Origin of the sequence: Nonomuraea sp. NPDC049625, from assembly GCF_040675285.1 — a bacterium.
In the GTDB taxonomy this organism is placed as follows: Bacteria; Actinomycetota; Actinomycetes; order Streptosporangiales; family Streptosporangiaceae; genus Nonomuraea; species Nonomuraea angiospora_A.
Window position 1 is genome coordinate 35,404 of record NZ_JBFAOQ010000007.1, and the last position, 22,116, is coordinate 57,519.

A 22,116-nucleotide genomic window follows, 5' to 3' on the forward strand; every position below is an offset into this window, starting at 1 on the left:
TGCGTCAGGACGGCGAGGGACCCGCCCGCCGCCCCTGCCCGCGCATGGTCGCGGTGAAGAACTCTCCGCGCAGGGCCTGCCCGACCACCTCGATCGAGCGGGCCAGCCGGACCAGGCGCGGGCCCTCGTGCCGGTAGACGTCGAGCACGGCCTCGATCGCGTGCGGTGGGAGGTGCCCCTTCAGGTCGACGGCGGCCTTCCGGTAGCCGGTCCTGGCCGCCTCCACGGCGGCGTCGACGTGATAGCGCGCCATGCTGACCAGCGCGATCGGATGGCGCCGGAGGACCTCGTGCTGCCGGTAGTCCGGCGGGAGCGCGTCCAGGAGCCAGGTCGTGGCGGACAACTCCCAGTCGGGGACGCTGGGTGGCCGGACCTCGGGTGGCCACTCCGGCGGAAGATACATGCCGCCATCGTACTCATGTTCGACTGAATGTCCTGGAAAGGCCCGCTGTGCTCACCGGCTCAAGTGCTGGATCGCCCGGATATAGCGGGGACGGCCGGTTAGCCGGAAAATCGTCGTGTGACGGAGAAGATCGGAGTCGTGGGGGCGGGCATAGTCGGCCTGGCCGTGGCGCGCGAGCTGGCCAGGGCCAGGGGTGCCGAGGTGACCGTGCTGGACAAGGAGCCGCACGTCGGCGCCCACCAGACCGGCCACAACAGCGGCGTCGTCCACGCGGGCATCTACTACCCGCCGGGCTCGCTCAAGGCCCGGCTGTGCCGCGAGGGTGTGGCGCTGCTCAAGGAGTACTGCGCCGCCAACGCGCTGCCGTACGACGAGGTCGGCAAGCTGGTCGTCGCGAGCACCCGTGCCGAGCGGCCGCTGCTGAGCGCGCTGGCCGAGCGGGCGCGCGCCAACGGCGTGCCGGGCATCGCCGAGCTCGACGGGCTGGCGCTGCGCGAGATCGAGCCGCACGCGGTCGGCGTCGGCGCGATCCACTCGCCGCACACCGCGATCTGCGACTTCCCCGCGGTCGCGCGGCGGCTCGCGCTCGACGTGGAGGAGATGGGCGGGTCCGTACGGCTCTCGCATCCGGTCAGGGCGATCAGGGAGCGGTCCGGGGGCGTGGATGTGCTCGCGGCCAAGCGGAAGTTCACCTTCGACCGGCTGGTGGTGTGCGGCGGCCTGGGCACCGACACGGTGGCCGGGATGGCGGGACATCCGGGGGATGTGCGGATCGTCCCGTTCCGAGGGGAGTTCTACGCGCTCCAGGGCGCGGCCAAGGATCTCGTCCGCGGGCTGATCTATCCGGTGCCGGATCCGCGCTACCCGTTCCTGGGGGTGCATCTGACGCGCCAGATCGACGGCGGGGTGCTGGTGGGGCCGAACGCGGTGCTCGCCCTGGCCTACGAAGGCTACACCTGGCGAAATATCCGAAATTTCGGTCCAATTCTTGGCTGGCCGGGGACGCTGCGCATGGCCAGGAGCCACTGGCGCACGGGGATCAAGGAGGTCTACGGGTCCCTCGTCAAAGGCGCGTTCGTCCGGGGCGCCCGCCGCTACGTCCCCGAGCTCACCGCCGCCGACCTCGTACGGGCCCCCGGCGGCGTACGCGCCCAGGCCGTCGCCAGGGACGGCCGCCTGGTCGACGACTTCGTGGTGGACGTGCACGGCAACATCGTCCTGGTGCGCAACGCGCCCTCGCCCGCCGCCACCTCCAGCCTGGCGATTGCCCGGCACATTGCCGGAATTGTCCCAGCACTCGTCCGATGAGGGCATCCTTGGATGTGATGGAATCACGCCTGCTGATCGTCGAGGACGATCCCAACATCCTCGAGCTCCTGGCCGCGAGTCTGAGGTTCGCGGGTTTCGACGTGACCACCGCGAAGAGCGGCCACGACGCCGTCGCCGCCGTGCAACGGCACCGGCCCGACCTCGTCGTGCTCGACGTCATGCTGCCCGACCTGGACGGATTCGAGATCGTCCGGCGGCTGCGCGGCGGCGGGCTGCACACGCCCGTGGTGTTCCTGACCGCCCGTGACGAGACCGAGGACAAGATCCGCGGGCTCACGATCGGCGGCGACGACTATGTGACCAAGCCGTTCAGCCTGGAGGAGGTGGTCGCCAGGATCCACGCGGTCCTGCGCCGTACGAACGGCGACCTCCCGGCCGCCCCGCCGCGGCTGACGTTCGCCGACATCGAGCTGGACGAGGAGAGCCACGAGGTGTGGCGCGGGGGCAACGCGGTGGCGCTGTCGCCGACCGAGTTCAAGCTGCTGCGCTACTTCATGACGAACGCCGGCCGCGTCCTGTCCAAGCCGCAGATCCTCGACCACGTGTGGGACTACGACTTCCGGGGCGAGGTGGGCATCGTCGAGTCGTACGTGTCCGTGCTCCGCCGGAAGATCGACAACCGCAGCCCCCGGCTCATCCACACCCTGCGCGGTGTCGGATATGTCCTACGCCTGCCACCGAGTCCCTGATGCGCGGCCTGCCGCTCCGGATCAAGCTCATCGCGTCGATGCTGGCCCTGCTGGGGTTCGGCATGACCTTCATCGGCCTGGTGAGCGTCTCGGTGCTGCACGGCTACCTCATCGACCGGGTGGACAGCCAGCTCGGCCTGCTCAACGCCCGCATGCACAAGAAGGTCGTGAGCGACTGGCGCAAGGACAGGGAGACCTCCGAGCGGCCGATCATCATCGAGTCCGACGCGATCGTCCTGGTCAAGGAGCCGGGCGGCGATTTCCTGCCGATGCTCACCGACCGCGACGTGGACCTGAAGCCCAAGCCGGTGCTGTCGCCCTCGCCGGGCACGGAGGCGTACACGGCGCCGGCGATCAAGGGGGACGGCGAGTGGCGGGTGCTGGAGCGCGTGGTCCAGCGGCAGACGCTCGTGGTCGCGGTGGACCTGGAGGAGGTCGACGCGATCACCAGGCGGCTCGTGCTCATCGAGCTGCTGGGCGGCGGCGGCATACTGCTCCTCCTGACCGTCGCGGGCATCACGATCGTGCGGCGGAGCATGCGCCCGCTCGGCCAGATCGAGCGCACGGCCGAGGCCATCGCCGGCGGTGAGCTGGGCCGCCGGGTGCCGGACGCCGACCCGCGTACCGAGGTCGGGAGCCTGGCCAACTCGCTGAACGGGATGCTCGCCCAGATCGAGGCCGCCTTCGCGGCGCGGTCGGCGTCGGAGGCGGCGGCCCGCCGCTCCGAGGACCGCATGCGCCAGTTCGTCGGCGACGCCTCCCACGAGCTGCGCACCCCACTGACCTCCATCCGCGGCTTCGCCGAGTACGCCAGGCAGAACCCCGGCGCCGACCCCGCCGAGCTGATGCAGCGCGTGGAGAAGGCCGCGGGCCGGATGAGCCTGCTGGTGGACGACCTGCTTTTACTGGCCAGGGTGGACCAGCAGCGGCCGCTGAAGATGCGCCCGGTGGACATGCTGGCGCTGGCCGCGGACGCCGTGCAGGACGCCAGGATCCTCGCGCCCGACCGGATCATCAAGCTGGACGTGGTCGGCGGCGCGGCCCTGATCGTCTCGGGCGACGAGGTACGCCTGCGCCAGGTCATCAGCAACCTCGTCACCAACGCGATCATCCACACCGAGCCCGGCTCGCCGATCATCGTGCGCATCGGGGCGGGCTCGGAGACGCTGTTCCTCGAGGTCGTCGACAACGGCCCCGGACTGGCGCCCGAGCAGGTCGAGCACGTCTTCGAACGCTTCTACCGCGCCGACTCCGCAAGATCGCGCCGCCGTTCCGGCGAGGACCGGGGCAGCGGGCTCGGCCTGGCCATCGTGCGGGCGCTCGTCCAGGCCCACGGCGGCACGGTCACGCTGGACAGCTCGCCGGAGGCCGGCTCCACCTTCCGGGTCGAACTCCCACTCGCCTTGGAGTGAGCCTTCAGCTAACCCTCAGGTCGCTGGGTCACTCTAAGTAGGTGACGAAACCCGAGGCGCTGATCATGGTGGTGGACGACGAGCCCAGCATCAGGGACCTCCTGTCCGCCAGCCTGCGCTTCTCCGGGTTCGAGGTGCTGACCGCCGCCGACGGGCAGGAAGCCGTGGAGGTGGCCGACCGGGCCTCGCCCGACCTCGTGGTGCTCGACGTGATGCTGCCGGACCTCGACGGGTTCGAGGTGGCCAAGCGGATCGACGCCCCCGTGCTGTTCCTGACCGCGCGCGGCGACACCGAGGACAAGATCGCGGGCCTGCGGGTGGGCGACGACTACGTGACCAAGCCGTTCAGCCTGGAAGAGGTGCAGGCCAGGATCCGGGCGGTGCTGCGGCGCACGCGCGGGGAGGGCGCGCCGGCGAGCAAGCTCAAGGTGGCCGACCTGGAGCTGGACGAGGACGCCCGCGAGGTGTGGCGGGCCGGCCGGCAGGTGCGGCTGTCGCCGACGGAGTTCAAGCTGCTGCACTACTTCATGGTCAACGCGGGGCGGGTCCTGTCGAAGGCCCAGATCCTCGACCACGTCTGGAACTACGACTTCGGCGGCGACGCCGGCGTCGTCGAGTCGTACGTGTCCTACCTCAGGCGCAAGGTGGACGACGTCGAGCCGCGCCTCATCCACACCCTCCGCAGCGTCGGCTACGTGCTGCGGGAGCCGCCCGGCTAGGCGCGACACCTCACCACCTGCGGTGGACCGCCGGACGCGGCTCACCGTAGCGTGGGTCGTATGGAGCCGCTGGCCGCGCCGGAGACTAGCGTGGGCCGTATGGACCTGCTGGCCGCGTTGGAGGCGCTGCGCCGGCCGCTGGATCGCGAGCTGTTCCCGCTGGCGGTCGGTGAGGCGGCGCGAGACCGGCGTGCGCTGCGCGAACTGGCCGGGCAGCTCGACGACTACCTGCTGCCCCGGCTGCGCGCGCTCGACGCGCCGCTGCTGGCCGTCGTCGGCGGGTCCACGGGGGCGGGCAAGTCCACGCTGGTCAACTCGCTGGTCGGGGCCGACGTCAGCGAGCCGGGGGTGCTGCGGCCCACCACGCTCGTTCCCACGCTCGTGGTCAGCCCGGCCGACCAGACCTGGTTCATGGGCCAGAACGTGCTGCCCGGCCTGTCCCGCGCCACCGGCACCGGTCCGGGAGCGCTGCGGGTGGTCACCTCCGACGCGCTGGGCGCCGGCCTCGCGCTGCTCGACGCACCCGACATCGACTCCGTGGTGGTCGCGAACCGGGAGCTCGCCGCCCAACTGCTGGCCGCCGCCGACCTGTGGCTGTTCGTCACGACGGCCGCCCGTTACGCGGACGAGGTGCCGTGGAGCTTCCTGCGCTCCGCCCGCGAACGCAGCACCGCCCTGGCCCTCGTACTCGACCGGGTGTCCCCGGACGCGGTCGAGCCCATCTCGCGCGACCTGACCCGCCTCCTCGCCGAGAACGGCCTCGACGGCACGCTGCTGTTCACCGTCCCCGAGACGGCGCTGCCCTCGGAGAAGGCCAGGCTGCCGGAGGAGACCGTGCGGCCCATCACCTCCTGGCTCACGGGGCTGGCCACCGACGCGGCGGAGAGATCCCGCGTCGTACGCCAGACGCTGTCCGGGGCGCTCGACAGCTTGGCCACCCGGGTGCCCGCGCTGGCCGTGGCCGTCGAACGCCAGCAGGCCGCCTTCGACACCCTGCGCTCCGTCGTGGCGGGCGCCTACGCGGGCGGCATCGCCGACTTCGACGCGGGCATGCGTGACGGGTCGCTGCTGAGGGGCGAGGTGCTGGCCCGCTGGCAGGACTTCATCGGCACCGGCGACCTCATGCGCTCCCTGGAGAGCCGGGTCGGGTGGTTGCGCGACAGGATCGTCGGCTTCTTCACCGGGCAGATGCCGGAGGGCCAGCTCAGGGACGCCCTGGAGAGCGGGGTGGGGGCGCTCATCAGGGGCGCCGCCGACGGGTCCGCCGAACGCGCCCTGGAAGGCTGGTCGGCCGCGCCCGGCGGGTCCGGCCTGCTGGAGCGGCTCGGGCCGATGGAGTCCGCCCGCCTCGGCCGCGCCGCCCCCGACGTGGGCAAGCGCGCGGAGGCGACGGTCCGGGGGTGGCAGGAGTTCGTCCTGGACCTCGTACGCGAGGAAGGGCGCGAACGGCGGACGGCCGCCCGCGTGGCCTCGTTCGGGGTGAACGGGGCGGGGCTGCTGCTCATGCTGGGCGTGTTCGCCTCCACAGGAGGGCTGACCGGGATCGAGGTGGGGATCGCGGGCGGCACGAGCCTGCTGTCGCAGAAGCTGCTGGAGGCCGTCTTCGGCGACCAGGCCGTGCGGACGCTGACCGTGCGGGCGCGGGACGACCTGCGGGATCGGGTGCGGCTGCTGCTGGAGGAGGAGTCGTACCGGTTCACGGCCCAGCTGGAGGCGATGGAGCCGCCCCGGGGGACGGCGAACGCGCTGCGCGGCGCGGCCGAGCGCATCCATGCCCACCGCGCGGAGCTCCCGGCGACGGCGGCGGGCGGACAGGACGCGACCGTGGGTGGAGAAGGCGCGACCGTGGGCGGACAGGACGCGACCGCAGGTGGAGAAAGCGCGACCGTGGGCGGACAGGACGCGACCGCAGGTGGAGAAAGCGCGGCCGGGGACGGACAGGACGCGGGGGACACGCCGTGAAGCTGCTGCGCCGCAAGGAGGGCCCGTCCCTCGACTCCCGCCTGGCCGCCCTGCTGGAGGCCGCCGAGCTGGCCGAGGGGCGGCTGCCGGAGGAGGCGGTGTCCGGCGCGCGGACGGTCGCCGAACGGGCCGGCGTGCGCCGTACCCTCTCGATCGACCACACCGTGGCCGCGCTGGCGGGCGCGACGGGCAGCGGCAAGTCGTCGCTCTACAACGCACTCGCCGGCACGGACCTGGCGGCGGTGGGCGTCGTACGGCCCACCACCTCGGCAGCCCAGGCGGCGCTGTGGGACGGGGAGGGCTCGGGCCCGCTGCTGGACTGGCTGGACATCCCCCAGCGCCACCCCGCCACCTCCGCCTCCGACCTGTCCGGACTCGTCCTCCTCGACCTGCCCGACCACGACTCCATCCAGGTGTCCCACCGCCTGGAGGTGGACCGGCTGGTGGAGCTGGTGGACCTCCTGGTCTGGGTGGTGGATCCGCAGAAGTACGCCGACGCCGCCCTCCACGACCGCTACCTGCGCCGGCTGGCCGCCCACCGGGGCGTCATGCTGGTGGTGCTCAACCAGGTCGACCGCCTGCCGGACAGCGCCGTGGACCGCTGTCTCCGAGACCTGCGCCGCCTCCTGGACGAGGACGGCCTGGCAGGCGTGCCGGTCCTGGCCGTCTCCGCCCGCACCGGCGCCGGCCTCGCGGAGCTCCGCGCGCTCCTGAACGACCGCGTCGCGGAACGCAAGTCCTGGTCCACCCGCCTGGCGGCCGACATCGCCACCGCCGCCGCCCGCCTCGGCGCGCCGGAGGAGGCCCCGGCGGGTCAGGCGAAGGACCGGGCGCTCACGGCCGCGCTCTGCGAGGCGGCCGGGGTGCCGCTGGTCGTGGAGGCGGTGGCCAAGGGGCACCGGCACCGCGCCGTCGTCGCCACCGGCTGGCCCGTCACCCGCTGGATCCGCAAGCTCAGGCCCGACCCGCTCCGCAGGCTCCGCATCGGCACCATGGCCCCAGTGGGCGGGCCGGTGGGCGGGCCGGTGGGCGAGCTGCCCGCGGGCGGGTCTTCGGGGAAGTCGGCCGCGTCTTCGGGGCAGGGGCCTGGGGCCGAGGTCGTCGGCCGTACGTCCGTCCCGGCGGCCTCGGCCGTACAGAGGGCCAGGGTCGAGACGGCGATCAGGGACGTCGGCGAGGCGGCTGCGGCGGACCTGCCCGGCCCGTGGGCGGCGGCGGTGCGGCAGGCGGCGCGGTCCCGCTCCCAGGAGTTGACCGACGCGGTGGACCGGGTGGTGGCCACGACGTCCGCCGGCGCGACGCGGCGGCCCAGGTGGTGGCGGGCCGTGAACGTCCTGCAGTGGGTGGTGTTCGCGGCCATGGTGGCCGGTGCCCTGTGGCTGGGCGGGCTGTTCGGGATGGACTATCTGCGCCTGCCCCAGCCGCCGCTCCCGACCGTGGGCGTGGTGCCGTGGCCGACGGTGCTGCTGGTGGGCGGGGCGCTGGCGGGTGTGCTGATCGCGCTGCTGTCACGGCTGGCCGCCTGGGCGGGCGGCAGGCGACGGGCCCGGCGTACGGCCAGAGCCCTGCGCACGGCCGTGGGCCGGGTCGGCGACGATCTCGTGCTGGCCCCCGTGCGGGCGGAGCTCGACCGGTACGCCCGCTTCACCGAGGCACTCACCCGAGCCCGCGCCTGACCCACCCGGCTCACCCGGAACGCGCGATGCCGTCGCGCCGGGAGCGGTACGGCTCACCCCGTGCCGTCGTGCCGGGAGCAGTACGGCTCGCCCCGTGCCGTCGTGCCGGGAGCAGCGCGGCTCAGCGCGTGCCGTCGCGCCGGAGGAGGACGGTCGCCAGGGCCGCGCCCGCCAGCGCGAGGCCGGAGGCCGCCAGGAAGGGTGCCGAGGCCCCTAATCGTTCCCCGGTCACCCCGGCCACCCCCGACCCCAGCGCATCTCCCACGCCGATGGCCGTGGAGACCCACCCGAACGCCTCCGCCTGCGCCCCCGGCGCGAACTCGTCCACCAGCAGCGATGACGTCGTCAGCGCCGGATTGAGCGCCAGCCCCCCGCCGAACAGCACCATCCAGAACACCGGCCACGACTCCACCAGCGCCAGCGGCGCCAGCACCGCCCCGAGCGCCAGCATCAGCGCCACCAGCCGCACCCCGACCCGGGACCGCCAGGATCGGGCGCCGTAGGCGGCGGCCCCCGCGATGCCGCCCACGGACAGCGCCGCCACCAGCACCCCGGTGGCCGCGGGCGCATGGCGGGCGGTGGCGAGCGCGGGCACGCCCACCTGCAGCGCCCCCAGCGTCCCGCCGAGCAGCAGCACCACGGCCAGCAGCACCGCCATCCGCCGGTCCGCGAACACCCGCCCGCGCTCCCGCTCGGGCCCGCGAGCCCCCGACCGCAGCGCCCGGGCGAAGCCCAGCGTCGCGGCCCCCGCGGCGACGGCCACCAGAGCCAGCCCCAGCGAGGTCGTGGTCAGGGCGATCACCACCCCGAACGCCAGCGGCCCCACCAGCATGGCCAGCTCCTGAACCAGGTAGACCAGGCTGTAGGCGGCGGTACGCCCCTCGTCCGGCACGCGGCGCCCCCATTCGAGCCGCATGCTCACGGAGACCGGCGGCAGCCCGGCCCCGGCCACCCAGGCCAGCGCCACCACGACCCACCAGAGCCGGTCCCCGGCGGCCGCGACCAGCGCGACGAGCGCGGCCACATGCACCAGTGCGGTGACGGCCAGCACCGGCCTGGACCCGCGCCGGTCCATGAGCCGCCCCTGGACCGGCCGCCCCATGCCCACCCCCATGGCGAACGCCGCCGCGGTCACCCCCGCCAGCGTCAGCGAGCCGCTCGCGCCCTGCACCACCAGCACCGTCCCGATGGGCGCCACCTGCTGCGTGAGCTGCGCCAGGAACCCCAGCACGGCCTGCGCGGGCACGCCGGGCAGGCCGAGCAGGGTTCGATGACGCGGGCCTCCCATGCGCCGCACGCTATCCCGAAGATCAGGACGCCGCGCAGCCCTCTGCCTTGTTTCGGGCTCGGGTGGCCCCATGCGGTGGTCCTTCCAATTGGCGAACACACCTGAGGAGATGTCCGGATAAATCGGGGTTGTTTCACCCCGCGTCGAGAGAGCGGCCGATCGTGCGCAGCGCCGACAGGAGCGGGCGCAGGAGGGGATGGGCGTCGGAGCCGCGGCGTACGGCGGCGAAGACGCGGCGCTCGGGCCCCGGGGTCCGGCGGACCGCCACCCCCGTCAGCGCCATGTCGCGGAGGGCCAGCCGCGGCACCAGGGCCACCCCCGCCCCGGCCCCGACCAGGGCGACGACGGCCCGGAAGTCGTCGGAGCAGTGGGCGAGGTTGGGTGTGAAACCCGCCTGCTGGCAGGCGAACGTGATCACGTCGTGCACCGGATTGCCCGGGTAGGGGCCGATCCAGGTCTCGGAGGCGAGCGAGGTCAGGGTCGCCTCCGAGGCCAAGGGGTGGTCGTGGGGGAGCACCAGGTCGAACGGCTCGGCGTAGAGGGGCAGCCGGGACAGGCGCCGGTCGGCCGCGTCGGGGGCGCCCCGGTACTCGACCGTGATGGCCAGGTCGGCCTCGCCGTCCAGCAGCATGGCCAGGCTGTGGTCGCCCTCGGCGTCCAGCACGCGTACGTGCAGCCCGGGGGAGGTGGCGCGCAGGGCGGCGATGGCGGGGGAGAGCACGGCGCCGATCGCGGTGGCGAAGCAGGCCACGGTGACCTCGCCGGCCTCGCCCGTGGCGTACGCGGCCACCTCGGCCTTGGCACGTTCGAGCTGGGAGAGCACCTCGTTGGCGTGGCCCAGCATGATCTTGCCGACGGCGGTGAGGTGGACGCCGCGGCCGTCACGGGTGAACAGTCGGTGGCCCACCTCGTGCTCCAGCGCGACGAGCTGCTGGGACACCGCGGAGGGGGTGAGGTGCAGCGCGGCCGCCGCGGCGGTCACCGTGCCGTGGTCGGCCACCGCCCGCAGCGTGCGCAACCGCCGCGTGTCTATCACCCGTGCTCCTTGGCCTCACTCCGTGAGGCGCGCCCGATCGCTGGGATCCGTCGCAGCGAGAATACTCACCCGCCGGTCATGACCACGCACGGCCGGGTCAGGACGGCCGGGCGCGGGCGGCCGGCCAGGGCGGCGGGTCGGGACGGCAGGGGCGGGATGGCCGGGGCTCTGCGGCGCTCAGGGCCCCGGCGGTCGGCCGCCCTTCCGGGCGGGGTGTCAGCCGCGGGCCTGGATGAACGCCTGGACCGCGCGGTCGACGTCCTCCGCGGAGTGGGCGGCGGAGAGCTGGACGCGGATCCTGGCCTGGCCGTGCGGCACGACCGGGTACGAGAAGCCGATGACGTAGATGCCGAGGTCGAGCAGGCGTTCGGCCATCGCCGCGGCCTCGGAGGCATCGCCGATCATCACGGGCACGATCGGGTGGTCGCCGGGCAGGATGTCGAACCCGGCCTCGGCCATCTCCCCCCGGAAGCGCGCCGTGTTGGAGCGGAGCTGCTCGCGGGCCTCGTTCGAGGTCTCCAGCAGGTCGAGGATGCGCAGCGACGCCGAGGCGATGACGGGGGCGAGCGAGTTGGAGAACAGGTACGGGCGCGAGCGCTGGCGCAGCAGCTCGCAGATCTCCTTGCGGGCCGAGACGTAGCCGCCGCTGGCGCCGCCGAGCGCCTTGCCCAGGGTGCCGGTGATGATGTCGATCCGGTCGGTGACGCCGTGCAGCTCCGGCGTGCCGCGGCCGGTCGGCCCGACGAAGCCGACGGCGTGGGAGTCGTCGACCATCACCATGGCGTCGTACCGCTCGGCCAGGTCGCAGATCTCCCGCAACGGCGCGAGATATCCGTCCATGGAGAACACGCCGTCGGTCACGATCAGCCGCCGCCGCGCCTCCGACGCCTCCTTGAGCCGGGCCTCCAGCTCGGCCATGTCGCGGTTGGCGTAGCGGAAGCGCTGGGCCTTGGAGAGCCTGATGCCGTCGATGATGCTGGCGTGGTTGAGCGCGTCGGAGATCACCGCGTCCTGGGCGTCGAGCAGGGTCTCGAACACGCCGCCGTTCGCGTCGAAGCACGAGCTGTAGAGGACGGTGTCCTCCATGCCGAGGAAGTCCGACAGGCGTGCTTCGAGCTCCTTGTGCACCTCCTGGGTGCCGCAGATGAACCGTACGGACGCCATGCCGAACCCCCACCGGTCCAGCGCCTCCTTGGCCGCCTCGATCACGGTGGGGTTGTCGGCCAGGCCGAGGTAGTTGTTGGCGCAGAAGTTCAGGACCTCGCGCCCGGCGACGCTCACCGACGAGCTCTGCGGGGAGCCGATCACGCGCTCGGGCTTGAGCAGCCCGGCCTCGGTGATCTCGTCGAGCGTCGTACGCAGCTGCTCGCGCACGTTCGTGAACATCAAGCGCTCCAATCCAGGATGACCTTGCCCGTGCGGCCGCTGGCGGCCGTGTCGAAGGCGGCGTCGAAGTCTTGGTACGGGAACCGGTCGGTGATGACGGGGGTGAGGTCGAGGCCCTTCTCCAGCAGGACCGACATGTTGTACCAGGTCTCGAACATCTCCCGCCCGTACACCCCCTTGATCGTGATCATGGAGGTCACGACGGTCGCCCAGTCGACGGCGAACTCCTCGGCGGGCAGCCCGAGCATGGCGATCTTCCCCCCGTGGGTCATGTTCGCGATCATGTCGCGCATGGCCTGCGGGTTGCCGGACATCTCCAGCCCCACGTCGAAGCCCTCGCGCATGTGGAGCTGGCGCATGCCCTCGGTGATCGAGGTCCTGGAGACGTTGAGGGCGAGGGAGACGCCGAGCTTGCCGGCCAGGGCGAGCCGCTCGTCGCTGACGTCGGTGATCATCACGTTGCGCGCGCCGACGTGCGTGGCCACCGCCGCGGCCATCAGCCCGATGGGGCCCGCCCCGGTGATCAGCACGTCCTCGCCGACCAGGGGGAAGGACAGTGCGGTGTGTACGGCGTTCCCGAACGGGTCGAAGATGGCCGCCACGTCGGGGTGGACGGGGGCCCGGTGCACCCAGACGTTGGAGGCGGGCAGCGTGACGTATTCGGCGAAGGCGCCGTCCCTGTTGACGCCGAGGCCCACCGTGTTGCGGCACAGGTGCCGGCGGCCCGCCATGCAGTTGCGGCACTTGCCGCACACGAGGTGGCCCTCGCCGCTGACGAGGTCGCCGACGGCGACATCCTCGACGCCCGGCGCCACCTCGACCACGTGGCCGGAGAACTCGTGCCCGACGATCAGCGGGAGCTTCAGAGTATGCCGCGCCCAGTCATCAAATTTCCGGATATGCAGGTCGGTGCCGCAGATGCCGGTCCGCAGGACCCGGATCTTCACCTCGCCGGGACCCACCTCGGGCTCGGGCACGTCCACAAGCCAGAGGCCGGCCTCGGCCTTCTCTTTGACCAGCGCTTTCATGGCTCCATTCCCCCCCAGTCCGAACCTAACGCACTGTGCCCTCTCCCCTCCCGGGATGTCCATCGAGGCTTTCTTAAGTGCCCCCACAGCTCCGCTTCACGCCCCAGCAAAGGCGTGGCGCGCGGACTCGCCGACCCTTCGCATTGCTCAGAGCTGCATGATTCAAGCTGTTTATCTGCACAAATGAGTACTAGCCTGGCGTCTGCTGCGGCTGATTCGGGAAGGGACATCAGTGGAAGACCTGCGTATCGGAGTCATCGGCCTCGGGCTGCGGACGAGCCTCTCCCTGCACGCGCACCGGCCGGGCAAGGGTGCGGTCGTGACCGCGCTGTGCGACTCCGACCCGGCGGTGCTCAAGAGCCAGGCGGGGCGGTTCGAGGCGGAGTTCCTGACCGGGGACTACCGCGAGCTGCTCGACCGGCCCGACCTCGACGCGATCATCGTCAACACCCCCGACGACACCCACGAGCGCATCGCCATCGACTGCCTCCAGGCCGGCAAGGCCGTCTACCTGGAGAAGCCGATGGCGATCACCGTCGAGGGCTGCGACAACGTCCTGCGCGCCGCCCGCGACACCGGCACCCGCCTGTACGTGGGCCACAACATGCGGCACATGGGCGTGGTCCGGCTCATGCGCGACATCATCCGCAAGGGCGACATCGGCGAGCCGAAGACCGTCTGGGTGCGCCACTTCGTCTCCTACGGCGGCGACTACTACTTCAAGGACTGGCACGCCGACCGCACCCGCACCACGGGCCTGCTGCTGCAGAAGGCGGCCCACGACCTGGACGTCATCCACTGGCTCGCCGGCGGCTACACGACCAGGGTGAACGCGTTCGGCGACCTCATGGTTTACGGCGACCTGCCGCGCCGCGAGCCCGGCACGCCGCGGCCCGACGGGTGGCTGGAGGAGTACGAGTGGCCGCCGACCTCGCGCACCGGCCTGCACCACATCGTGGACGTCGAGGACGTGTCGGTGATGAACATGCGGCTCGACAACGGCGTCATCGCCGCCTACCAGCAGTGCCACTTCACGCCCGACTACGTGCGCAACTACACGGTCATCGGCACGGAGGGCCGCCTGGAGAACTTCGGCGACGAGCCCGGGGACACGGTCAAGGTTTGGAACCGGGGCCCCACGGCCTACCGGGACGACTGCGACATCGCGTACAAGGTGCCTCCGGCGGAGGGCTCGCACGGGGGAGCGGACGCGCAGATCGTGGCGGAGTTCTGCCGGTTCGTCCGGGACGGCGGCGCGACGGACACCTCGCCGGTGGCGGCCAGGATGAGCGTGGCGGCGGGCTACATGGCCACGATGTCGCTGCGCAACGGCGGCATGCCGTACGACGTGCCGCCCCTTGACGCGGAGTTGGCCGCGTACTTCGACAACGGCCAGAGCTGATCCCGCGGGAACCCGGCGCGCCGCGCGGACAGTAGACAGATGTGGATATGTCGATGCGTGCCCGCATACGCGACGGGGACCAGGCGGCGTTCGGCGAGCTCTTCGACGACTGCGCGAAATCCGTCTACAACCACGCCTTCCGCCTGACCGCCAACTGGTCCACGGCCGAGGACGTGATGGCGCTGACGTTCCTCGAAGCCTGGCGGTTACGGGGCCGGATCGACCCCGAGGGCGGCTCGCTGCGCCCCTGGCTGCTCGGCATCGCCACCAACGTGGCCCGCAACGTGCGCCGGGCCGCCCGCAGGCACGACGACGCGCTGGCCAGGCTGCCCAGGGGCGAGCAGGTGCCCGACTTCGCCGACGAGGTCGTGGGCCGCATCGACGACGCCGGGCGGCTGGCGGCGGTGCGGCAGGCGTACGGGCGGCTGCGCCGCCAGGAGCAGGACGTGTTCGCGTTGTGCGTCTGGGCCGGGCTCGACTATGCCCAGGCGGCCGAGGCGCTCGGCATCCCCGTCGGCACCGTGCGCTCCCGGCTGTCGCGGGCCAGGAAGAAACTCGCGGCCGCCGGGGAACCGCCGCCGGCGACCCGACAGGTAGTAGGTGAACCCGGCCCCGACAAGGAGGAGATCCGATGAACTGGCCGACCGAACGCGATCTTCCCGAGGGCCGTCACCGACTGCTCAAGGAGTTCGTGATGACCGAGATCGACCGCAGGCCCGCCCGCAGGCGACTCCCGCGCCCCGCCCTCCTGGCCCCCGTCGCGGGGCTGGCGGCCGCCGCCGCGGTGGCGGTCCCGCTGCTGATCGGCGGCGGCCCGGCGTACGCCGTGACCAAGGGGCCCGACGGCTTCATCCGCATCACCATCAACGAGGCCAAGGACCCGAAGAGGCTCCAGGAGGACCTGCGGGCCATGGGGGCGAACGTGGTGGTGGACTACATTCCCCATGGCAAGAAGTGCAGCCCGCAGCCGCGCAGCAGCCACTTCCTCAGCGATGAGGAGGCGCCGCTGTCGGTGTTCCCGGCCCCGAAGGGCTGGGAACCGACCGAGGACATGGAGCCGGGTTTCGTCATCGACCCGAAGGTCATCGGGCCCGGACAGACGGGGGTGCTGGAGTTCAGCGTCGGGGAGGTCGGGGGCGGCGTCGTGGCGGGCATCTGGGCCGCCGTCGGCGAGGGCCCCATCGCGGACTGCGAGCTGGTGGACACCACGGACGCCCCCCTCTCGCACTGACCCGTCCCCGGGTCAGCGGGCCTTGACCGAGGCGTCCTCCGGGGGGAGCTCCCGGGGGGAGGCGCGGAGCCAGCGGGAGCCGTACGGGTCCAGCGGGAGCCGTACGGAGCCCTCGGCCGAGACCTCCAGCGTGCCGTCCACCAGCAGGTCCGTGAGCTGGTGGCCCCCGAGCCCCTCCAGGGTCAGCTCCACGTCCCTGACCGTGTCGCAGAGGTTGTGCGCGACCACCACCGTGGCCCCGTCGGCGTCGCAGCGGTGCGCGAGGACCGCCCGGTCGCCGGTCTCCAGCACCGTGTAGTCGCCCCACGCCAGTTCGGGGCACTCCCGGTAGCGCTCGATGAGCAGCTGGAACCAGCGCAGCAGCGAGTCCACGTCCCGCTTCTGGTCGGCCACGTTGACGCGGTCGGGGGCGAAGGAGCCGTCCGGGATCTCGCGTACCGGGTCGACCTGGGTGAAGCCGCCGTCCGCGGACCACTGCATCGGGACGCGGACCGCCATGCGGCCCTCCGCGTCGAGGTTCTCGCCCATGCCGATCTCCTCGCCGTAGAAGATCACCGGCGTGCCCGGCAGCGAGAACAGCAGGCTGTAGGCCATCTTCATGCGCCGCAGGTCCCCGCCGAGCATCGTCGGCAGCCGGCGGCGCAGGCCGCGGCCGAAGATCTGCATGTCCTCGCGCGGGCCGAACGCCTCGAAGACCTCCTGCCGCTCCTCGTCCGTGAGCTTGTCTAAAGTGAGCTCGTCGTGGTTGCGCAGGAACACGGCCCACTGGCAGTCCTTCGGCGGCTCGGGGCGCTCGCGCAGGGCGTCGGCGAGGGGTGTGGCGTCGTGGCGCGCCAGCGACAGCCAGGCGTTCTGCATGCCGATGAAGTCGAAGCACATGGTGAGCTGATCGCCCAGACCCTCTCCGAAGAACCGGGTCAGGTCCTTGTACGGGACGTTGACCTCGCCCAGCAGGATCGACCCGCCCTTGCGCCGCGTCATGAACGCCCGCAGGTCCGCCAGGAACTCGTGCGGGTTCGCCAGCTTCGGATCGACGTTCTCGATGAGGAACGGCACCGCGTCGACCCTGAACCCGGACAGCCCGAGCTCCATCCAGAAGCCGAGGATGCGCGCGATCTCGTCCCTGACCTCGGGGTTGCCGACGTTCAGATCCGGCTGGTGCCGGTAGAAGCTGTGCAGGTAGTACTGTCCGGACCCCTCGTCGTACTGCCAGACGCTGTTCTCCTTGTCGGGGAAGACGATCTGCGAGGGGTCGTCGGGCTCCGGGGAGTCGGACCAGACGTACCAGTCGCGCATGGGGGAGTCCCGGCTCGACCGGGCCTCCACGAACCAGGGGTGCCGGTCGGAGGTGTGGTTGACGACGAGGTCCGCGATCACCCGCAGCCCCCTGTCGTTGGCGGTCCGCATGAACTCCACGAAGTCGCCCAGCGTGCCCAGCCGCGGGTCGATGCGGTAGAAGTCGGTGATGTCGTATCCGTCGTCCCGGTTGGGGGTGGGGAAGAACGGCATGAGCCAGAGACACGTCACGCCGAGCCCCGCGAGGTAGTCGACCTGCTGCGTCAGCCCGCGGAAGTCGCCCACGCCGTCGTCGTTCCCGTCCTTGAACGTCTCCACGTCGAGGCAGTAGATGACGGCGTTCTTCCACCAGACGTCGGAGGTGTACGTCAGTCGCATGGGTGGCCGCTACCCGCCACGCGCGCGCTCAGACCGCCGTGTCCGCAGGAGGTTCAGGTACGGGTGCTCGCCTGGACGGCCTGCCTGGCCCGCAGCGCGATCTCCAGCTCGAAGCGGATGTCCGGATCGGCGAGCTGGTCGCCGAACAGCTCCTCGAGCTGCCGCAGCCGGTAGCGCACGGTCTGCGGGTGCACGTGCAGCGTGGCGGCCACCTCGCCCGCGCCCCGGCCGTGCCGCAGCCAGGCCAGCAGCGTCTCCGCGAGCCGGTCCTGCTGGGCGGGCCGCAGGTCGGCCAGGGGCGCCAGCCGCGCTTCCGCCAGCGTGCCGACCAGCTCCTCGTCCTTGAACACCACCAGCGTCGCCATGTGGTCCGCGCACCGCAGCGGCCCCCGGGGCAGGATGCCGCGCCGCGACAGCTCCAGGGCCTCTCCGGCCCAGCGCAGCGAGGTCGCGGCGGCCGAGAGGGGCACGGCGGGGCCGATCGCGGCCTGGCGTCCGCGCAACGCCTGGTCGAGCAACTGGGCCTGGCCGGGACCGGTGGGGTCGGGCGCGAGCAGGCAGGGCACGGGCCTGTCCAGCCCGGTGAGCACGTCGGGCGGCAGCGCGGGGGCGCGGTAGGCGCCGTGCCGGTCGTCGAACGCCACGCAGGCGACCGTCCTGGGCTGCCGCCACCCGGCGGCCTTGGCCAGCTCGGCGATGGCCTCCGCGCTGGCGGGCGGGCGGCTGAGCAGCAGGTCGAGCAGGCGGCCGCGGCGGCGTTCGGTCTCGCCCGCGGCGTGCGCCCTGGCCTCCTCGAAGCCCTCGGCCGCCGCGTCGGCGAGCCGGTCGAGGTAGACGAAGATGGCCTCGCCCAGGTCGTACAGGGTCTGCGGGGACAGGCGCAGCGGCTCGGCGAGCTCGGTCAGCCGCCGCCAGCAGACCCGGGCGCCGAGCCGCATCGCGGTCTGCAGCGGCTCGAGGTTGCGGCCCTCGGCCGCCTCGCCCCTGCCGATCATGCGGAACGGCTCGGGGTCCCAGGGAGCGCCCGGGTTCTCGACGCGGTCGAGGAAGCCCTCGATGGCCTGCTCGGCCGCCATCCTGACGACCTTGATGTAGAGCTCGTCCGATGGCCTGGCGTACTCGGGGATCCGGGTCTGGATCTCCTCGATCACCTCTGCCGAGACCCTGCCGATGCCCGCCCTGAGCGCCTGCACGGGGATTTCACTCGTGATGACCATCGTCCCTCCCGTCGCCATTGTGACCCAGGCAACAGGAGAATGTGTAGCAAGAGCTTGTTTTTGTCACTTCTGGAGGAAAGCGGCGAACTCCTCCAGGTCGATCAGGCCGTCGCCGTCCTTGTCGAGCTTCAGCACGCCTTCCTGGGCGGCCTCCAGGGTCACCGGCTGGCCGAGCACCTCCATCAGCTTCACGAGCTCGACGGCGGAGATACGGCCGTCCTTGTCGGCGTCGATGAGGTCGAAGGTGATGGCGTAGTCGCTCATGGGGGTCACCCTTCCACGTGAATGGATGTCGCGTCAGACCTTAGTGGCGACCCGCCGTAGCGCGTCGACGAATGCCATGACTTGTGGGCTCACATCCCCTTCTCGCCAGGCGATGGCGAGCTGCCCGGGAGCCAGCCCGGTCACCGGGCGGTAGGCCATCCCGGGCCGGTTGTAGAGAGCGGCGTTCCCCTCGGCGACCAGCACCACCCCGAGCCCGCTGGTCACGGCCTCGAACACCTCCTCCGGCGTGTTCGCGGTGAACCCGACGACCGGCTCGTCGTCGCGGGCGTCCCGCGCGAGCCAGAAGTCCCGCAGCGGCCCGGCCTCCGGCGGCAGGGCGATGAACGGCTCGTCGCGCAGCGCCTCGAACGGGATCTCCGCCAGCTCCGCGAGCGGATGGCCGTCCGGCATGGCCACCCCTCTGCCCTCGGTGGCCAGCACGTACGTCCGCAGCCCCGGCGGCACCGGCAGCCAGATGAACGCCACGTCGGAGGACCCGTCGGCCAGCCCGCCGCTGGGGTCGTCCCAGCCCACCAGCCTGAGCGACACCTCCCATCCCGGCATCGCCGTACGGAACCCCCGCAGCGCCTCCTGCTGCAGCCCCCTGCCCACAGCCGTCTGCATCCCGATCACCAGCGTCCCGGCGGGCGCCGCGGCCCGCGCGGACTCGACCCCGCTCGTCCACCGTTCGAGCAGGTCGCGGACGATCGGCAGGAGCGCCTCGCCCTGCCTGGTGAGCACCACGCCGCTGTGCACCCGCTCGAACAGCCGGAACCCGAGCTGCCGCTCCAGCACCCTGAGCTGCTTGGACAGCGCCGGTTGGGACACGAAGAGCCGCTCCGAGGCCCGCGTCACGTTCAGCTCCTCGGCCACGGCCATGAAGTAGCGCAGCTCACGCAGGTGCACGTCCATAACCAATGGTTATACCAAGGGGTCTTGGACGCGGCAGAGGCGCGCGCAGCAGGATCGAAGCCATGAAGACACGTACTCTTGGCAGCTTGCGGGTCCCCGCCATCGGCTTCGGCGCCATGGTCCTGTCGCCGGGCGTCTACGGGGACGTCGACGACGCCCGCGCCGAGGTGGCGCTCAAGGCCGCGCTCGACGGGGGCGCGACCCACGTGGACACCAGCGACGCGTACGGCGTGGACGGCCACAACGAGCGCCTCGTGGGCCGGGCGATCAGGGGCCGCAGGGACGAGGTGGTGGTCGCGACCAAGTTCGGGCTCGCGATCCCCGAGGGTGAGCCGGGCAGGTCGCACCCGGTCGGTTACGCGTTCAACGAGCTACGGGTGAACGCCGACCCCCGCCTGATCCGGCGCTACGCGGAGCGCAGCCTGCGCAACCTCGACACCGACGTGATCGACCTCTACTACTCGCACTATCCCGACCCCGGCGTGCCGATCGAGGACATGACCGGCGCGCTGGCCGAGCTGGTGCGGGACGGGCTGGTCAAGCACATCGGCCTGTCCAACGTGACGGCCGCCCAGCTCAGGGCCGCGCACGCGGTCCACCCCGTGACGGCCGTGCAGAACGAGTGGTCGATGTGGCGCCCTCTGGATCCCGGCCTGCTGGCCGCCGCGCGGGAGCTCGGCGTGGGGATCGTGGCGTGGAGCCCGCTCGGCACCGGCTTCCTGACGGGCACCGTGGAGGCGCTCGCCGAGGGCGACTTCCGGCACAACGCGCCCCGCTTCTCGGCGGAGAACCTTGCGGGCAACAACGACCGCTACGCCCCGATCAGGGCCCTGGCGGCGCAGCTCGGCATCACGCCCGCCCAGCTCGCCCTGGCCTGGCTGCTGCACCAGGACGAGCACGTGGTGACCATCCCCGGCAGCCGCACTCCCGCCCACATCGAGGAGAACCTGGCGGCGGCCCACCTCACCCTCCACGCCGACACGCTGGCCAGGGTCGACGAGGCCCTCGCCAAGTTCGAGGTGACAGGCGGGACGCTCCTGTGAACGCGACCGGCCAGGGCGCGCATCGCGCTCCTGGCCGGTCTCGTACGTCTTCGGTATGTCTCAGGCGGCGTGCAGGTAGACCTGGCCGAAGACCTCCGACAGGTTCTTCAGGTCGGTGGCCACGTCGACCTCGGGGTTGGCCGGGTCGTAGATGGTCGCCAGGCGGGGGCGGACCGCGTCGAGCTTCTTGAGCTGGTCCCAGGTGACGTTGGCGGCCCACTTCTCGCCGTACACCCGGCTGACCTGGCCCTGGTCGTTCTGCCAGCGGGTCCACAGGGTGACCGTCTCGGCGGCGTCGTCCTGGAGCGGGGAGGCGATGCGCTCGGTGATCGCCTTGGTGGCCTGCTCCTCGTTGAGGTTGGAGGTGCCGGCGGTGGCGAAGGAGGCGTCCTCGCTGGCGATCTGCGCGTAGGCGTCCCAGGCGCGGGCGCGGACCTGGATCCACTGGTTGCGCTGGGCCTCGGTGGCGTCGATCTTCCAGGTGGCGTACTCGGTGCCCAGGTGGCCGTCGTCCAGGGAGAGCTGGTCGATCAGGCCCTTGGAGAGCCAGGCGCCGATGCGGTCGGGGTCGAGCAGCGGGTACTTCTTGGTCATCTCGGTCTTGCAGGCGTCGTTCGCGCCGCAGCCGAACAGCGGCACCACCGTGTGCGCCGACAGCTTCTTGCCCGGCACCGCGGTACGCAGCGCGACCGTGGCCTCATTCACGAACTTGTCCAGCTCGTCCGCCGTCGCGAACGTCTTGTTGTAGCCGAGCTGCGAGGTGAACCGGATGCCGATCACCCCGGGTTGCGTGGCGACCAGCGCGGCGATCTTCTTGACGCCCTCGGCCAGCTTGCCGGCCTTGTAGTCGTCGGCCAGCTCGGTCTCGATCCACAGGCGCATGGTCGTCTGGACGGCGGCCTGCGCGGCCTTGCCGGCCGGGGTCTCCTGCGCGGACTCCTTCTCGGCGGCGCTGATGCCGGTGGGGTCGACGTAGCCGCACTGGTCGCTGTTCTGGCACTCAGGCGTGCCGCCGTCCTCGGCGCCGGGGACGTCCGGGGAGTCGACGTCGTGCATCTCGCCGTCGCCCTCGGAGTCGGTCGGGCAGGAGTTGCCCTCTTCGGTGCAGTCCACCAGGATCGAGTTCGAGGGACCGGCTTCCTGCATGTGCTCGCCGTCGTTGTCCAGCCAGAACTTCGCGATGTCCGCGGCCTCCTCGGGGGTGGCCAGCCACCGGCAGACGACGTACGCCGGGGTGTCGGCCGACATCAGGTCGTTGCAGCCTCGGGGGTCGTCCTCCGACCACGCTGGGACGCCGACACCCAGGAGCGAGAGGGCTAATCCGATGACGAAGATCTGCCGCAGCCGCTTTCGCATGGCACCTTTACTTCCAGGGGATGATCGTGGGCATATCGCACACTATCCGGACGATCAATAACGTTCAATGAGATCTATGGCTTCTTCAC

Annotated in this window: 20 protein-coding genes; 10 read left to right on the top strand and 10 right to left on the bottom strand. The window is 71.9% G+C overall.

Annotated elements, in window-relative coordinates; genetic code table 11:
* Positions 1 to 4: 4 nt before the first annotated feature.
* Entirely contained in the window at positions 5 to 403 is a 399-nt protein-coding gene (locus AB0J87_RS29220) for a hypothetical protein (RefSeq protein WP_363970193.1), read from the bottom strand.
* A 117-nt stretch (positions 404 to 520) separates the two neighbouring features.
* Between AB0J87_RS29220 and lhgO the strand changes: the two genes are divergently transcribed.
* The 6 genes from lhgO to AB0J87_RS29250 all read left to right on the top strand — a co-directional run bounded on the left by lhgO (position 521) and on the right by AB0J87_RS29250 (position 8,190).
* On the top strand, positions 521 to 1,711 hold the full coding sequence (gene lhgO / locus AB0J87_RS29225) for an L-2-hydroxyglutarate oxidase (protein WP_363970195.1): 1,191 nt from the start codon (positions 521 to 523) through the stop codon (positions 1,709 to 1,711).
* Positions 1,712 to 1,728: 17 nt separating this feature from the next.
* The gene (locus AB0J87_RS29230; protein ID WP_225963761.1) at positions 1,729 to 2,421 is read left to right on the top strand and encodes a response regulator transcription factor; all 693 of its coding nucleotides are present in this window, start codon (positions 1,729 to 1,731) and stop codon (positions 2,419 to 2,421) included.
* Positions 2,421 to 3,833 carry a HAMP domain-containing sensor histidine kinase gene (locus tag AB0J87_RS29235; protein ID WP_363970197.1) on the top strand — a complete coding sequence of 471 codons (1,413 nt, stop codon included), beginning with the start codon at positions 2,421 to 2,423 and terminating at the stop codon, positions 3,831 to 3,833. Before AB0J87_RS29230 ends, AB0J87_RS29235 begins: the two co-directional genes overlap by 1 nt.
* Positions 3,834 to 3,898: 65 nt before the next feature.
* Positions 3,899 to 4,552, top strand: coding sequence for a response regulator transcription factor (locus AB0J87_RS29240; RefSeq protein WP_350738546.1), 654 nt, complete (start codon positions 3,899 to 3,901; stop codon positions 4,550 to 4,552).
* A 99-nt stretch (positions 4,553 to 4,651) separates the two neighbouring features.
* Entirely contained in the window at positions 4,652 to 6,514 is a 1,863-nt protein-coding gene (locus AB0J87_RS29245; protein WP_363970198.1) for an ABC transporter, read from the top strand.
* Positions 6,511 to 8,190 (top strand): YfjP family GTPase, encoded by a 1,680-nt coding sequence (locus AB0J87_RS29250; protein WP_363970200.1) that lies wholly within the window; start codon positions 6,511 to 6,513, stop codon positions 8,188 to 8,190. Before AB0J87_RS29245 ends, AB0J87_RS29250 begins: the two co-directional genes overlap by 4 nt.
* A 121-nt stretch (positions 8,191 to 8,311) precedes the next feature.
* Here AB0J87_RS29250 and AB0J87_RS29255 read toward each other — a convergent pair whose 3' ends face one another.
* From AB0J87_RS29255 to tdh, 4 genes are all read right to left on the bottom strand, one after another.
* Positions 8,312 to 9,478, bottom strand: coding sequence for an MFS transporter (locus AB0J87_RS29255; protein WP_363970202.1), 1,167 nt, complete (start codon positions 9,476 to 9,478; stop codon positions 8,312 to 8,314).
* 133 nt (positions 9,479 to 9,611) lie between these two features.
* Positions 9,612 to 10,514 carry a LysR family transcriptional regulator gene (locus tag AB0J87_RS29260; protein ID WP_355209565.1) on the bottom strand — a complete coding sequence of 301 codons (903 nt, stop codon included), beginning with the start codon at positions 10,512 to 10,514 and terminating at the stop codon, positions 9,612 to 9,614.
* A gap of 216 nt (positions 10,515 to 10,730) precedes the next feature.
* Entirely contained in the window at positions 10,731 to 11,900 is a 1,170-nt protein-coding gene (locus AB0J87_RS29265) for a glycine C-acetyltransferase (RefSeq protein ID WP_350738437.1), read from the bottom strand.
* The gene (gene tdh / locus AB0J87_RS29270; RefSeq protein WP_363970205.1) at positions 11,900 to 12,928 is read right to left on the bottom strand and encodes an L-threonine 3-dehydrogenase; all 1,029 of its coding nucleotides are present in this window, start codon (positions 12,926 to 12,928) and stop codon (positions 11,900 to 11,902) included. Before tdh ends, AB0J87_RS29265 begins: the two co-directional genes overlap by 1 nt.
* 232 nt (positions 12,929 to 13,160) lie before the next feature.
* Between tdh and AB0J87_RS29275 the strand changes: the two genes are divergently transcribed.
* From AB0J87_RS29275 to AB0J87_RS29285, 3 genes are read left to right on the top strand one after another with little or no spacing between them, the layout of a single operon-like run.
* Positions 13,161 to 14,330, top strand: a complete 1,170-nt coding sequence (locus AB0J87_RS29275; RefSeq protein ID WP_363970208.1) for a Gfo/Idh/MocA family oxidoreductase — start codon at positions 13,161 to 13,163, stop codon at positions 14,328 to 14,330.
* Positions 14,331 to 14,383: 53 nt separating this feature from the next.
* Positions 14,384 to 14,965, top strand: coding sequence for an RNA polymerase sigma factor (locus tag AB0J87_RS29280; RefSeq protein ID WP_363970210.1), 582 nt, complete (start codon positions 14,384 to 14,386; stop codon positions 14,963 to 14,965).
* Positions 14,962 to 15,561, top strand: coding sequence for a hypothetical protein (locus AB0J87_RS29285; protein ID WP_363970212.1), 600 nt, complete (start codon positions 14,962 to 14,964; stop codon positions 15,559 to 15,561). The genes AB0J87_RS29280 and AB0J87_RS29285 overlap by 4 nt, the downstream gene beginning before the upstream one ends.
* A gap of 12 nt (positions 15,562 to 15,573) precedes the next feature.
* On the opposite strand, the gene AB0J87_RS29290 is transcribed toward AB0J87_RS29285, so the two are convergent.
* From AB0J87_RS29290 to AB0J87_RS29305, 4 genes are all read right to left on the bottom strand, one after another.
* Positions 15,574 to 17,235: an alpha-amylase family protein gene (locus AB0J87_RS29290; protein ID WP_363970214.1), complete on the bottom strand. Its 1,662-nt coding sequence runs from the start codon at positions 17,233 to 17,235 to the stop codon at positions 15,574 to 15,576.
* Positions 17,236 to 17,288: 53 nt separating this feature from the next.
* Positions 17,289 to 18,452 carry a helix-turn-helix domain-containing protein gene (locus tag AB0J87_RS29295; RefSeq protein ID WP_363970216.1) on the bottom strand — a complete coding sequence of 388 codons (1,164 nt, stop codon included), beginning with the start codon at positions 18,450 to 18,452 and terminating at the stop codon, positions 17,289 to 17,291.
* Between the two features lie 63 nt (positions 18,453 to 18,515).
* Positions 18,516 to 18,716: an EF-hand domain-containing protein gene (locus AB0J87_RS29300; RefSeq protein WP_192788314.1), complete on the bottom strand. Its 201-nt coding sequence runs from the start codon at positions 18,714 to 18,716 to the stop codon at positions 18,516 to 18,518.
* 33 nt (positions 18,717 to 18,749) lie between these two features.
* Positions 18,750 to 19,628 carry a LysR substrate-binding domain-containing protein gene (locus tag AB0J87_RS29305; RefSeq protein ID WP_363970218.1) on the bottom strand — a complete coding sequence of 293 codons (879 nt, stop codon included), beginning with the start codon at positions 19,626 to 19,628 and terminating at the stop codon, positions 18,750 to 18,752.
* Between the two features lie 62 nt (positions 19,629 to 19,690).
* On the opposite strand from AB0J87_RS29305, the gene AB0J87_RS29310 reads away from it, so the two are divergent.
* Complete coding sequence (locus tag AB0J87_RS29310; RefSeq protein ID WP_363970220.1) at positions 19,691 to 20,671, top strand: aldo/keto reductase; 981 nt, start codon at positions 19,691 to 19,693, stop codon at positions 20,669 to 20,671.
* 60 nt (positions 20,672 to 20,731) lie between these two features.
* Here AB0J87_RS29310 and AB0J87_RS29315 read toward each other — a convergent pair whose 3' ends face one another.
* Positions 20,732 to 22,027, bottom strand: coding sequence for a hypothetical protein (locus AB0J87_RS29315; protein WP_355209586.1), 1,296 nt, complete (start codon positions 22,025 to 22,027; stop codon positions 20,732 to 20,734).
* Between the last annotated feature and the right edge of the window lie 89 nt (positions 22,028 to 22,116).

Bases quoted from the DNA above. Each gene is read 5' to 3' on its own strand.
- AB0J87_RS29300 (WP_192788314.1), bottom strand. From the start codon at position 18,716: ATGAGCGACTACGCCATCACCTTCGACCTCATCGACGCCGACAAGGAC.
- AB0J87_RS29230 (WP_225963761.1), top strand. From the start codon at position 1,729: ATGGAATCACGCCTGCTGATCGTCGAGGACGATCCCAACATCCTCGAG.
- AB0J87_RS29255 (WP_363970202.1), bottom strand. From the start codon at position 9,478: ATGGGAGGCCCGCGTCATCGAACCCTGCTCGGCCTGCCCGGCGTGCCC.
- AB0J87_RS29285 (WP_363970212.1), top strand. From the start codon at position 14,962: ATGAACTGGCCGACCGAACGCGATCTTCCCGAGGGCCGTCACCGACTG.
- AB0J87_RS29280 (WP_363970210.1), top strand. From the start codon at position 14,384: ATGCGTGCCCGCATACGCGACGGGGACCAGGCGGCGTTCGGCGAGCTC.
- AB0J87_RS29290 (WP_363970214.1), bottom strand. From the start codon at position 17,235: ATGCGACTGACGTACACCTCCGACGTCTGGTGGAAGAACGCCGTCATC.
- AB0J87_RS29220 (WP_363970193.1), bottom strand. From the start codon at position 403: ATGTATCTTCCGCCGGAGTGGCCACCCGAGGTCCGGCCACCCAGCGTC.
- AB0J87_RS29265 (WP_350738437.1), bottom strand. From the start codon at position 11,900: ATGTTCACGAACGTGCGCGAGCAGCTGCGTACGACGCTCGACGAGATC.
- AB0J87_RS29235 (WP_363970197.1), top strand. From the start codon at position 2,421: ATGCGCGGCCTGCCGCTCCGGATCAAGCTCATCGCGTCGATGCTGGCC.
- tdh (WP_363970205.1), bottom strand. From the start codon at position 12,928: ATGAAAGCGCTGGTCAAAGAGAAGGCCGAGGCCGGCCTCTGGCTTGTG.
- AB0J87_RS29240 (WP_350738546.1), top strand. From the start codon at position 3,899: ATGGTGGTGGACGACGAGCCCAGCATCAGGGACCTCCTGTCCGCCAGC.
- AB0J87_RS29245 (WP_363970198.1), top strand. From the start codon at position 4,652: ATGGACCTGCTGGCCGCGTTGGAGGCGCTGCGCCGGCCGCTGGATCGC.
- AB0J87_RS29315 (WP_355209586.1), bottom strand. From the start codon at position 22,027: ATGCGAAAGCGGCTGCGGCAGATCTTCGTCATCGGATTAGCCCTCTCG.
- AB0J87_RS29295 (WP_363970216.1), bottom strand. From the start codon at position 18,452: ATGGTCATCACGAGTGAAATCCCCGTGCAGGCGCTCAGGGCGGGCATC.
- AB0J87_RS29310 (WP_363970220.1), top strand. From the start codon at position 19,691: ATGAAGACACGTACTCTTGGCAGCTTGCGGGTCCCCGCCATCGGCTTC.
- AB0J87_RS29305 (WP_363970218.1), bottom strand. From the start codon at position 19,628: ATGGACGTGCACCTGCGTGAGCTGCGCTACTTCATGGCCGTGGCCGAG.